Source organism: Lysobacter sp. CA199 (genome assembly GCF_052078715.1).
Taxonomy (GTDB): domain Bacteria; phylum Pseudomonadota; class Gammaproteobacteria; order Xanthomonadales; family Xanthomonadaceae; genus Lysobacter.
Genome location: NZ_JBQJIL010000009.1, coordinates 1 through 12079, shown reverse-complemented (window position 1 = coordinate 12079; position 12079 = coordinate 1). Strand labels below are relative to the sequence as shown.

Below are 12079 nucleotides of genomic sequence, written 5' to 3'. Positions count from 1 at the left end.
TGGCGTTGGAATCGGCGGGCCACCGCGATCGGGTGGTCGCGCGGTCGGGGCTGAAGGCCCCTCCCACAAAATACCTCGTGGCGGCGAAATCTATTGTGGGAGGGGCTTTCAGCCCCGACCGGCGCAAGCCGCGCCGCCGCAAGCCGCCCGCGTGAATCAAGACCCGACCGATCCGCGGGCATGCCCCCCGCAGCCGACTCAGCCCTCCGGCGGCGGCGTCTTCGGCGTCAATCGGGTCTGCTCACGCGTGACCACCTCGACCTTGGGTTCTTTCCACGGCCCGGTGACCCGGTACGTCTTGGACGCCAGGCTGCCCAGCGGCCGCTGCAGCACCGCATTGGCGGCCGCGCCGATCGCCGCGCCGATCGGCCCGGCGGCGAGCGCGCCGACCGCGGTCAGCACGTTGGCGGCCTTGGGCCGCACTTCGATGGTCTGGTCGTAACTCTGCGCGCGCAGGTCGGTGGCGCCGCGGATGGAGATATTGGCGGCCGGGCCGTCGATCACCAGATCGTCGCTGCGCGCGCTGCCGTTGCCGAAGCGCACCGTGCCGCCGACCCGATCGAAGGCGAAGCCCTTGGAGAACAGGTCGCGGAAGTCCAGGGTCAAGCGCCGCGGCAGTTGGGCCACGCTGAGCAAACCGAGCATCCGGCCCGCGCCCGGATCGATCTCGATCAGGCGGCCGTCGCGCACGTCCAGGCTCAAACTGCCCTCCAGCGTCCCCAACGCGAAACCCGCCGGGCTGCCGGGCCAGCCGGCATCGAGCTTGGCCTTGCCCTTGCCGCCGCCGATCTGACCGCCCAGGCCGAAACCGCCGAGCAAGCCGCCGACGTCGCCGCTGTCGAGCGCGACGCTCAGATGGGTGCGCGCGGCCGCGCCGCGTCCGGTCCAATCGCCGCTGACCTCGATCGATTGCTTGTTGCCGCGCGCGCTGAATTGATCGATGCGCATACCCGCCGGCGTCGGCCGCGTGCGCAGGCTGGCGGCGCCGAGCGCGGCGTCGCCGAAACGCAGATCGGCGATGTCCAGATTCAACGCCGGAATCTTGGCCGGGTCCATCGCCGCATCCGGCGCCGGCTGCGCCGCGGCTTGCACGGTATTCGCGGCCGCGGCGGTGGCCGCGTTGACGCCGTTGGCGCCGGCGTTGACCGGTGCGTTCGGCGTCGCGCCCGAACGCCAGTGCAACCGCGCGAACTTTCCGGCGATCGCGCCGCCCTCCCCGCCGGGCACCATCAGCGCGCCTTCCAGCGCGGCGCCCTCGGCGCGCACCGCGGTGGCGCCGCGCGCGGCCGGCGCGACGATCACCCGCGTATTCGGGAACACGCCGCCGAGCAATTGCAGGCGTTGCGCGGTGACGTCGATGCGTTGCAAGGCCACGCCCTCGCCGGATCCGCCGCCATGCGCGATCGCGATCCAATCGATCGCCTCGAGCGTGTTGGCGCGGCCGGTGGCGATCAGGCCGCTGGTCGGCGGCGCCTCGTCGACCCGGTTGCTGCCCAGTTGCACGCGTACGCCGGTCTTGCCGTTGGTGGTGCGCGCGCGCAGCGCCAGGGTGTTGCCGAGCGCGACCCGCACATCGCCGCTGCCGAGCGGCAAGGGCGTGTCGACGGTGGTCGGCAACGACACGCCGGCGGCCTTGTCCAACGGCGGCGGCAGCGTCATCGCGGTGCCGACGAGATTGGATTGCAGATGCAGGATCGTCGGGGTCGCGGTGGATGCCACCGACGCCGGGGCCGAGCCCGGCGCGGCGACCACGCTGGCGCTGGACGACCTCGGGATCGAGATCCCCACCGTCCACAACGAACGCCCGTCCAGATACGACTTCAGCCAGGCCAACTCGTCGGGACCGCGCGCGATCAGTTCATCGGCGCCTGACATCACATCCAGTCCGGCTTCGAAAGCATTGCCGCGATCGCGCACGAAATTCTCGCCCGCGCGCAGCGACAACTTGCCCGGCGCGCCTTCGTGCATGACCGCCAGATCGTCGGCGCGGAAACCGCCGCGGCCGTACTCGGCGCGGCCGCGCACTTGCTCGAACGCGAGCTTCCAGCGCGGATCGCCGAGCTTGGCGTTGTCCAGGTCGATGGTGCCGGCGATCTGGGTCTGCGCGCCGCGGCGCAAGGGCAATTGCATGCCGAAACCGACCGTCGCCGCGCCGCTGGCACGCAGATTCTCGAACGTATCGGCGTGATCCTTGCGCAGCGGACTTTGCTTGAGCAGGGCCAGCAACTGGGTCGCATCGGCGGCCGCGCCGGCTTTCACGCTCAACGAGCCTTCTTTGTAATGATCGATGCCGGCTTGAATCTTGCCGATGCTCACGCCGGCGATCTTGCCGGCGCCTTCGACGGTGAAACCGTCGGCGACGAAATTCACGTCCGCATCCAGCGCTTCCACCGCCGGCCATTCGGGCTGGAACTTGACCACCGCGCCGTTGAGGCGCGCACTGGCCTGGAACAGGCCGTTGTTGCGGTTGAACGGCCATTCGTCCAGATCGCCGGAGATCACCGCGCGGGCATTGTCGAGCCGGCCGGCGACCAGGGCGGTATCGAGCCAGCGCAGCAGGTTCGGCGACATCTGGTTACGGATCCAGAAGCCCTTCGCGACCGGCACCTGGGTCGCGTCCAGATCGACGGCGATGTCGATCCACGGCCGCGTGCCGTCGCCTTGCCACCACATGCCACCGCGCGCTCTGACGCCGAACGCGCCGCCGTCGCCGATCAGGCGCAACGCGGTGGTGCCCACCCGCCAACCGTTGCCTTCGCGCCAACCGCCGATGCGGCCGTCGAGCTTGATCGTGTGGACCACGCCGAAACCGGTCGGCCAGTCGAAACGCATCGGCGAATTCGGGTCCAGATCGAGAGTGAAGCCATCGCCGTCGGCCTGCAGATCGCCGGCCAGTCCGCTCAGGCCCGGCGAGGTGCCCACCGCGTCGAAGCCCATCGCCTCGATGCGCGCACTGGCGAACATCGGCCCGTTACGACGGCCGTTGAGCGCGATCGAACTCAACGACACCCGCGGCTTGGCGGTTTCGAACCAATGGCGCAGGCGCTCGGGCAGCGCATCGCTGAGCGCGGCGACCGCGATCAACGGACCGGCGTCGATGCGATCGGCGCGCAGCGCGTAATGTTCGCCGCCGGCCACGGCCAAGCCGTCGAGCTTCTGTACGTTCTCGCCGCTGCCGATGCGCAGCGTCGGCGCATCCAGACGCCAGCCGCTGTCGGTCAGGCGCCAATGGGAGAGCGTTTCGACGTGTTCGAATTCGATCCGGGCGGCGGCGCCCGGCAGAACGCCGGCGACAGCCGCGGGTGCCGGAACCGGTGCCGAAGTCGCTCCGGCGGCAGCGGTGGGCGTGGAGACCGCGGCGTTTACCGGAGCGGCCGCCGGTGTCGGCAGCGGACGCTCGCCGCGCAACCCGACCCGGTCGAGCGCGGCCGACACCGTCACGCCGGCGACGCGATGCCCGCGCAGATCGGCCCAGGCCTCGGCGCGGCCCTGCCCCGATTCGATCCGGATGCCGACCAGTTTGAGCAGCGGCGACCAACCCGCCAGATCGGCGCGGGTGGCGCCGGCGTAAGCGCGGCCGTCGCCGCGCTTGCGATCGAAATCCAGCACCACGTCGAGCGGCGTCGACGGCGCGCCAGCCACGCCGACCGTCGGCCAGGCGCGTGCGCCCGCGCGCACGCGGTCGCCGTCCACGCGCAGACGCAGATCGATCTTGGGAACCCGCGCATCGATGCCCAGGCTGGGCGCGATCACCGCCAGCTTGGCGTCGATCACCTGCAACTCGCCCAAGCCTTCCAGCGACGACAGCGGATCGCGCTGCGTGCTGGCGTCCTGGCCCGGCAGACCGCGCGCCTTCCAACGGCCGTCGTCGGCGCGTTCCAAGGTCAAGTCCAAGCCCTTGAGCCGCAGTTCGGAGAACGCCTGCCCGGGCAACAGGCCGGCGTAGATCGACACCAGCATTTCAGCATCGCCGATGGTGAACGCCTGCGCGCCTTCGCCGACGCGCAAACCGTCCAAGCGCAGCAACGGGCCACGCCGGGTCCATTGGGTTTCCACCTTGTCGAACGCGACCGGCCGGCCGGCGCGCTTGCTGAGCCAGGCGGCGACTTGATCGGGATGGCTTTCGGCCAGCGGCAGCACCTGGCTGGCCGCGGCCAACAACAACGCCACCAGCACCAGCACCACCGCGACGCCATAGAAGGCGCCACGGCGGGCGATGCGCAAACGGCGGCGCAGCGGGGTGGGCATCAGCGCTGGCTCAGCTCCCTCTCCCGCTTACGGGAGAGGGTTGGGGTGAAGGCGAGCGCGGTGACGGCCTGCGACGGCGATTGCGTTTCGCGCGCCCTCACACCCCAAGGGTGCTTCCTGCGGGGCGTCCGGCCCTTCGGACCACCTTCTCCCGCAGGCGGGAGAAGGGAGTTGGCGAAAAGCGATGCTTTAAAGCAACACGACATCGAACTGCTCCTGCGCGTACTGATCGTCTCCCTGGAACCGGATCGACTTGCCGAGGAACTCCTCCAGCTCGGCCACCGCCGCCGACTCCTCGTCGGTGATCCGCGCGACCACCTTCGGCGAGGCGATCACCAACAACCGCGCCGCGTCGAACTGGCGCACCTGGCGCACGATGTCGCGGAAGATTTCGTAGGTCACCGTCTCCGGCGTCTTCAAGGTGCCGCGGCCGCCGCATTCGTGGCAGGCCTCGCTGAGCTGGCGCTCCAGGCTCTCGGTGGTGCGCTTGCGGGTCATCTCCACCAGGCCCAGCGGCGAGAATTCGTAGACCGTGGTCTTGGCGTGGTCGCGGGTCAGCGCCTTTTCCAACTGCCGCAGCACCTGCCGGCGGTGCTCCAGATCGGTCATGTCGATGAAATCGATGATGATGATCCCGCCCAGATTGCGCAGCCGTAGTTGCCGGGCGACCGACTGAGCCGCCTCGAGGTTAGTGCGATAAACGGTTTCCTCCAGGTTGCGTTGACCCAGGAAGGAACCGGTGTTCACGTCGATGGTGGTCATCGCCTCGGTCTGATCGATGACCAGGTAGCCGCCCGACTTCAACGGCACCTCCTTATCAAGCGCGCGCTGGATCTCGTCCTCGACCCCGTACAGATCGAAAATCGGCCGCGCGCCGGTGTAGTGCTCGATCTTCTCGGCCAAGCCGGGCATGTACTGCGCGGCGAAGCTGCGCAGGCGCTCGCAGGTTTCGCGCGAGTCGACCTTGACCTTCTCCACATCGCGGCGGATCAGGTCGCGCACCGCGCGCAGCGGCAGGCTCAGGTCCTCGTAGACGCGCTCGCCGATCTTGCTGCTCTGCGATTTCTCCGCGATCAGCGCCCAGGCCCGGCTCAGATAGGCGATATCCTCGGCCAAGGCCTCCTTAGGTTGGCCCTCGGCGTTGGTGCGCACGATGTAACCGTGGTTGTCGCCGGCCGGGGCCAGCGTGGTCACCAGCGACTTCAAGCGCGCGCGCTCGCCCTCGTCCTCGATCCGCGCCGACACGCCGACCACGCGCGTGCGCGGCAGCAGCACCAGATAGCGCGAGGGAATGCTCAGTTGGGTGGTCAGGCGCGCGCCCTTGCTGCCGATCGGGTCCTTGACCACCTGGACCACGATCTCCTGGCCTTCGCGCAGCAACTCGGCGATCGGCCGAGTCGGGGTCGGCGGCAGCGGCGCTTCGTCGCCCTCGCCTTCGCCGCTCTGGTTGGGCTTGACGATGTCGGCCGCGTGCAGGAACGCGGCGCGCTCCAGCCCGATCTCGACGAACGCCGCCTGCATCCCCGGCATGACCCGCTGCACGCGCCCCTTGTAGATGTTGCCGACCACGCCCCGGCGCCAACCGCGCTCGATGTGCAGTTCCTGCAGCATGCCGTTCTCGACCACGGCGACGCGGGTTTCGCGCGGAGTTACGTTGACCAGGATTTCTTCAGTCATGAGGCGGCGCTGATCCCTAAGCGATGGTCCGGCGGTGAGCGGAGGCGAAGAAGCGGAACGGTTGAAGGTCTGGGCAAACGGCGAAGCGGACGGGCCGACCGCCGATACCCGGTAATGGAATCGACTGCGTAGCTTAAGTTCAACGCGGTCGAAACCGCGCATGCGCGGACCGCGCCGCGCCGATCAAACGTCCAGGCCGAATTCGCGCAACAATCGCGCGGTTTCGTGCAAGGGCAGACCCATGACCCCGGAGTAACTGCCGGTCAGCCGGCTGACGAACACCTCGGCAAAGCCCTGGATGGCATAGCCCCCGGCCTTGCCCATCGACTCGCCAGTGGCGAGGTAGCGCTCGATGGTGGCCGGATCGAGTTCGGCGAAACCGACCTCGGAGACCGACACCGCCTGCGCCTCGCGCGACGGCGAAACCAGCGACACCGCGGAAATCACCTGGTGGGTCCGGCCCGACAATTTGCGCAACATCGCCGCGGCATCGGCGAGATCGCGCGGCTTGCCGAACACCTCATCGTCGAGCACCACCTCGGTGTCGGCTCCCAGCACCACCGCGGACGGGTTGGCGACCACCTTGAGCAGACCGGCACCGGCCTTTTCGCGCGCCACCCGGCGCACGTAGTCCAGCGCCGGCTCGCCGGGCTGGCGTTGTTCGGGCAGGTCCAGATCGAGGAGGCCGAAATCCAGGCCGAGGCGGCCGAGCAATTCACGTCGCCGCGGCGACTGGGAGGCTAGATAGAGCATGCGCGAAAGCATAACCCGCGCTGACTGAGCGCCAGCCGACGCCGTTCGGCGCAAACCCCGCACCGAATCACGGTTCGTTAACCGGTTCAGCAAGACCCTAGCCCTCGTCCCTCAAGGAGTTGCACATGACCCGGTTGTCGTCCTCGTCCTCGCTTTCGTCTCAGGCTTTCTCCCGTCTTTCGCTGCGCCCGCTGGCGCTCGCCGCCGTCCTCGCCTTCGGAGCCGCAACCGCCATGACCGCGTCCGCCCAGACCACGCCCTACGTCGCCACCGACGGCACCCTGCTTTCGGTCTCGGCCGAATCCGAAGCCAAGCGCACGCCCAACATCGCCACCGTCTCCACCGGCGTGGTCACCCAGGCCGCCGACGCCAACGCGGCGATGCGCTCCAACGCCGAACAGATGGCCAAGGTCGTCGCCGCGATCAAGGCCGCGGGCATCGCCGAACGCGACATCCAGACCAGCGGCATCAATCTCAATCCGCAGTACCGCTACGTCGAGAACCAGCCGCCGGTGATCACCGGTTACCAGGCCAACAACAACGTCAACATCGTGATCCGCGACATTTCCAAGGTCGGCAAGATCCTCGATTCGCTGGTCGCCACCGGCGCCAACCAGATCAACGGCCCGACCTTCGACCTGGACACCAAGGACAAGGAAGTCGCCTTCGACGAAGCCCGTCGCGGCGCGATCGAGAAAGCCCAGGCGCGGGCCGAGATGTACGCCAAGACCCTGGGCATGAAGGTGCGCCGCATCGTCAGCGTCAGCGAGGGCGGCCGTTTCGCTCCGCCGATGCCAATGCCGATGATGGCCATGCGGATGGAGAAAGCCGGCGCCGCCGCCGATACCTCGGTCTCTCCCGGCGAGAACACCTTGTCGATGAGCCTCGACGTGGTGTTCGAACTGGGCAAGTGATCGTGGCCGGCCCGGACAAAACCGCGCCGCCGGCGCCGGATCCGCGCTCGGGACGCCATCCCGGCTATCCCGAGCCGCAGCCGCGAGATCCGGACGACGCGCGCAAACCCGATCCGCGCAAGCCGCCGAACCCCGATGAGGGCGGCCTGGGACGCGACCCCGACCAGGATCCGGCCGGCGACTGAAGTCCCGGTATCGCAAGCCAAGACGAGGCCCGCGCAAGCGGGCCTTCGTTTTGGCACGCCTGTCGCGCGCCTGGCTGTGCGGATCGTGGCGAAATTCTCAGTGCCTGAAGATCTGGAGCGACTGCCATCCGCCGGATGCAAGTGGCCAAACGCATGACTCGCCGCGATGCGTTGCCATCCATTCAGCGATCGGGCACGTATCGATGGCGATCGACGGCACGGCCCCGCGCCGCGACGCGACGCAATCTCCAGGGAAAAATCGCCGCATCGCGAACACGAATGCACATCGCGATGGCATTTGGGTCCGGGCCGGCCCCGACCAAAGTCGCAAACGAGAACCGCTTGCGTTCAGCGCCGCCGCCAGCGCAACTTGTGACACGGCGCCGTCTTCAGCTTCGACCCCGTTGGCGGTTTCCAGCCGTTGCATGTGTTGTGCAGACACCCCAAGGAGAAGGCCCATGGTTCGCGCGCTCCCCTCTCACACCCACCAGCCGCTGGACGGAACCCGCATCGCGGGCAATGCCGGGGCGATCTTGTTCAACGGCGTGATGCTGATGCTGATGTTGGCGCCGTTGAGCGCGCCGAAGATGATCATGGACCAGGTCGATCCCGATCCTCCCGTCGTCTTCATTCCGCCAAAGGAGACTCCGCGGATCATCACCCATCAGCCGCCGCCGAAAGACGAGCCGCTCATCATCAAGCGCGACCCTGTGCGTCAGCCCGCGCCGACGGTCCAGCCGCAACCGGAGATCGTGGTCGAGAACACCACACCGTCGGAGATCGATACCCGCGTAGCGACCGTCACGCCGACCATCGAAACCCCGCCGAGCAACATCGGACAAGAGGTGCTCAGCGGCGCGACCCTGCAGGCGCTCAAGAACCCGCCGCCGACCTACCCGACGCAAGCGGTGCGCGACAACCTCACCGGCGTGGTCGAGCTGGAAATCCTGGTCGGCGTCGACGGCAAACCGCTCGACGTCCTCGTCGTTCGCAGCAGCGGCCACCGCATCCTCGACCAGGCCGCGATCCGGGTGGTGAAGTCGCGCTGGACCTTCCAGCCGGCGATGAGCAACGGCCAACCCGTGCAGGCCCGCGGCCGGGTGCCGATCGAGTTCAAGCTCGACCAGCAATAAACTCCTCTACAGCGCGTAGAACTGAAAAGCCCGGGTGCAGACCCGGGCTTTCTTTTTGCTCGTCCTCCCCGCGAAGGCCCATTGCCCTCCCTCCCCGCGCAGGCTCATTACCCGCTCTCCTCGCCTAGGCTCATTGCTCGTCATCCCCGCGAAGGCGGGGATCCAGAGACTTCAGAGCCATCTCGCGGTAAGGCCTAGGATTACCGCCTCCGCGCGAATGACGGCATCTCAGCCCCGGCATCTGCGCATCGAGCAGCGCGTGCCAACCGCTTCAGCGATCGACCGCGCCACGTCACGCCCGGTGATATGGATGATTGGCCAGCAACGCCGCGGCCCGATACAACTGCTCGGCCGCGACCAGCCGCACCAGCATGTGCGGCAAGGTCAGCGGTCCCAGCGACCATTGTTCGTCCGCGCGCGCGAGCACCTCGGGCGCATGGCCTTCCGGGCCGCCGATCAGGAACGCCAGATCGCGCCCCTGCCCGCGCCAGTGCTCCAGGCGCTGCGCCAGTTGCTCCGACGTCCACGAACGGCCACGCCCTTCCAGCGCGACCACGCAGGCATTCTTCGGCAAGGCCGCGAGCACGCGCGCGCCTTCGTCCTGGGTCGCGCGCACCGCGTCGCGGCCCTTGCCACGCAGGCCGGGTTCGATTTCGACCAATTCCAACGGCAACCAATGCGACAAGCGCTTCTGGTACTCGCCGAAACCTTCGGCCACCCAGCGCGGCGCGCGTTCGCCGACGGCGATCAATCTGCTTTTCATCGGCTCATGGTAACGGGCCCCGGCCGCGCGATCGAACCGTGCGTCGTCCACGCGCATGCCGCGGCGAACACTTCGGCCGCAAACGAAAAGGCCCGGCTAATGCCGGGCCTTTCGCATGCCGATACGCCAGGTATCAGCGCAGATTCTCTTCGATCACCTTGATCTGCACGCGCTTGCGCAGCGCCGAGGTCAGCTCGCGGCTTTCCTCGTAACCGCCCATCTGCGCGATCTGCGTGCGCAGCATGTCCATCTGCGCGGCCGGAATCTCCGACTTGTTGCCCGGCACGACCTTGTTGACCGCGAACAACACCACGCGACCGTCGTCGAGCTTGGACTTGCCGCCGGCGACCTTGCCGGCAGCCGGCGCCTTCAGCGCGAAGATCGCTTCGCTGACTTCCGGCGTCGGCAGCGGCATGCCGCGCGCGACGGCCGGAATGTTCTCCGGCGCCGGCAATTGCCTGGACGCGGCTACCGCGGCGAAATCTTCGCCCGCGTTGACTCGCGCGATCAGCGCGTCGGCGTCCTTCTCGGCGGCCTTGCCGCTGCGATCGGCGCGCACCGCGGCGATCACCTTGTCGCGCGCCTGCGCCAGCGGCTGCGCGCGTTCGGGCGTGTGCGAGACCACCCGGATCAACACGCTGTGGTCCTGACCGATATCGATCGGATCGCTGACTGTATTGTCCTGGATGCGCGCATCGGAGAACGCGGCGCGGATCACCGCCGGACTGGCGCCGATGCCGGTGTTGGCCGCAGCGTTGCGGGTGATCGGGCCGAGCTTGAGCAACGGCAGCCCCATCGCCTTGGCCGGTTCGGCCAGGGTGGTCGGATTCTTGTAGACCATGTCGACCAACTTGGCCGAGAAGTCGTTGAACGCGCGCTCGCGGCCGGTCTGGGTTTCCTCGCGCAGCAGCGTGTCGCGGACCAGTTCGAAGGACTGCTGCTGGCCGCTCTTGATCTCGCGCACCTGGATCACGTGCCAACCGCCGTCGCCCTTGACCGGGTCGCTGATCTGACCGGCCTGAAGCTTGAACGCGGCCTCGTCGAACGCGCCCGGGATATCGCCCTTGTTGATCCAGCCCAGATCGCCGCCGGCGGCCTTGGAACCGAGGTCTTCGCTGCTGGCGCGCGCGATCGCGGCGAAATCCGCGCCCGTCGCCTTGGCCTGCGTGGCGATCTGCTTGGCCTTGTCCTCGGCGGCCTTCTGCGCGGCCGCGTCGGCGCCGGCCGGCACGTTGATCTGGATGTGCGAGATCAGGCGCTGCTCGGCGGCGAGGAATTTGCTCTTCTCGCTTTCGTAGCGCTGACGCAACGCTTCTTCGGTCGGCGGCGCCGGCGGCGGCATGGCCGCGCCGTTGAGCTCGACGTACTCGATGTTCACGCTTTCGGGCGCGCGGAAATCCTTGGAATGGCCGTCGTACCACTTCTGGATGTCGGCGGCGGCGACTTCGCTGGTGTCGGGCGCGGGCGCCGGCATCATCACCAGGCTGACGTCGCGCTTTTCGCCCATCAGCTTGACCAGACGGTCGATCTCGTTCTGGGTCAGGAAGTTGCTCTGGCCCACGCCGCCGGTCAGCAGGCTTTCCATCAGGCGGTCGCGCACGAACTGCTCGAACTCGACCGGCGTCTGCGGCGGCTGGCGCATCTGCAGGCCGAGAATGTAGCGGTCCTGGCTGAACTTGCCGCTGCCGTCCTGGAAGTCCGGCACGCCCTGGATGGTCTTGACCACCAGTGCGTCGCTGACGGTCAGGCCGTCGACTTCGGCGGCGAGCTTGCGCACGCGTTCGTCGATCAGGCTGTCGAGCACTTCGCGCTTGCTCTCGGGCTTTTCGAACTCGCGCGCATCGAAGGCCTCGCCTTCCTGCGCGCGGCGACGGTCGCGTTCGCGCTGGAAGCGCTCGTCGAATTCGCCGCGCTCGATCGATTCCTTCTTCCACAGCATCGACGCCGGCCACCACGACGGCGCCGAACGCCACCACGACGGAGCGATCTCGATGCGCGCGACGGCGTTGTCGACGCGCTGCACGAGATATTGCTCGATGCCGACGAAGGCGAAGGGAATGATCAGCAGGCCGAGGATCACGGTGGCGATCCAGCCCGAGGTCTTGTCGCGTAGGGTCTGCAGCATGTCCGGGTCGCGTTAAGTCGTAAGCCGGACAGTTTAGCGCGGTTCCAACACACCGCACGCGGCCCCGGCCGAATCTGTGGCGAAGGCCGCGCGACCCCGGACCTCAGCCCCGCCAGCTGTGGCCCGGCCGCCCTCCGGGCCGCCCCAAAGAAAAGGTTCTTCACCCAAGTCCGGGGAAAGCCGCCCGGATCTTCAGGAAGAAGTAGGAGTCATCGCGGAAGCCGTAGGCCACCCGTTTAATCACCTTGATCTTGTTGTTGATCCCTTCGACCAAGTTGGTC

Annotated in this window: 9 protein-coding genes; 3 read left to right on the top strand and 6 right to left on the bottom strand. The window is 68.0% G+C overall.

All coding sequences use genetic code 11. From position 1 onward, the window contains the following. Positions 1–198: 198 nt before the first annotated feature. The 3 genes from ACTOWJ_RS16975 to ACTOWJ_RS16965 all read right to left on the bottom strand — a co-directional run bounded on the left by ACTOWJ_RS16975 (position 199) and on the right by ACTOWJ_RS16965 (position 6678). Complete coding sequence (locus ACTOWJ_RS16975) at positions 199–4248, bottom strand: YhdP family protein (protein ID WP_441335805.1); 4050 nt, start codon at positions 4246–4248, stop codon at positions 199–201. 189 nt (positions 4249–4437) lie between these two features. Continuing rightward, positions 4438–5925: a ribonuclease G gene (gene rng, locus ACTOWJ_RS16970; RefSeq protein WP_441335804.1), complete on the bottom strand. Its 1488-nt coding sequence runs from the start codon at positions 5923–5925 to the stop codon at positions 4438–4440. Positions 5926–6108: 183 nt separating this feature from the next. Next, positions 6109–6678, bottom strand: coding sequence for a Maf family protein (locus ACTOWJ_RS16965; protein ID WP_441335803.1), 570 nt, complete (start codon positions 6676–6678; stop codon positions 6109–6111). A gap of 125 nt (positions 6679–6803) precedes the next feature. Between ACTOWJ_RS16965 and ACTOWJ_RS16960 the strand changes: the two genes are divergently transcribed. The 3 genes from ACTOWJ_RS16960 to ACTOWJ_RS16950 all read left to right on the top strand — a co-directional run bounded on the left by ACTOWJ_RS16960 (position 6804) and on the right by ACTOWJ_RS16950 (position 8910). Next, entirely contained in the window at positions 6804–7592 is a 789-nt protein-coding gene (locus ACTOWJ_RS16960) for an SIMPL domain-containing protein (RefSeq protein ID WP_441335802.1), read from the top strand. Further along, on the top strand, positions 7589–7777 hold the full coding sequence (locus ACTOWJ_RS16955) for a hypothetical protein (protein WP_441335801.1): 189 nt from the start codon (positions 7589–7591) through the stop codon (positions 7775–7777). The genes ACTOWJ_RS16960 and ACTOWJ_RS16955 overlap by 4 nt, the downstream gene beginning before the upstream one ends. Before the next feature lie 458 nt (positions 7778–8235). After that, positions 8236–8910 carry an energy transducer TonB gene (locus ACTOWJ_RS16950; RefSeq protein ID WP_441335800.1) on the top strand — a complete coding sequence of 225 codons (675 nt, stop codon included), beginning with the start codon at positions 8236–8238 and terminating at the stop codon, positions 8908–8910. 292 nt (positions 8911–9202) lie between these two features. On the opposite strand, the gene rlmH is transcribed toward ACTOWJ_RS16950, so the two are convergent. The 3 genes from rlmH to ACTOWJ_RS16935 form a co-directional block, all read right to left on the bottom strand. Further along, positions 9203–9673, bottom strand: coding sequence for a 23S rRNA (pseudouridine(1915)-N(3))-methyltransferase RlmH (rlmH, locus tag ACTOWJ_RS16945; RefSeq protein WP_441335799.1), 471 nt, complete (start codon positions 9671–9673; stop codon positions 9203–9205). A gap of 133 nt (positions 9674–9806) precedes the next feature. Beyond that, complete coding sequence (locus tag ACTOWJ_RS16940; RefSeq protein WP_441335798.1) at positions 9807–11798, bottom strand: SurA N-terminal domain-containing protein; 1992 nt, start codon at positions 11796–11798, stop codon at positions 9807–9809. 160 nt (positions 11799–11958) lie between these two features. Continuing rightward, a partial coding sequence (locus ACTOWJ_RS16935; RefSeq protein WP_441336093.1) for a transposase occupies positions 11959–12079 on the bottom strand: 121 nt, incomplete at its 5' end.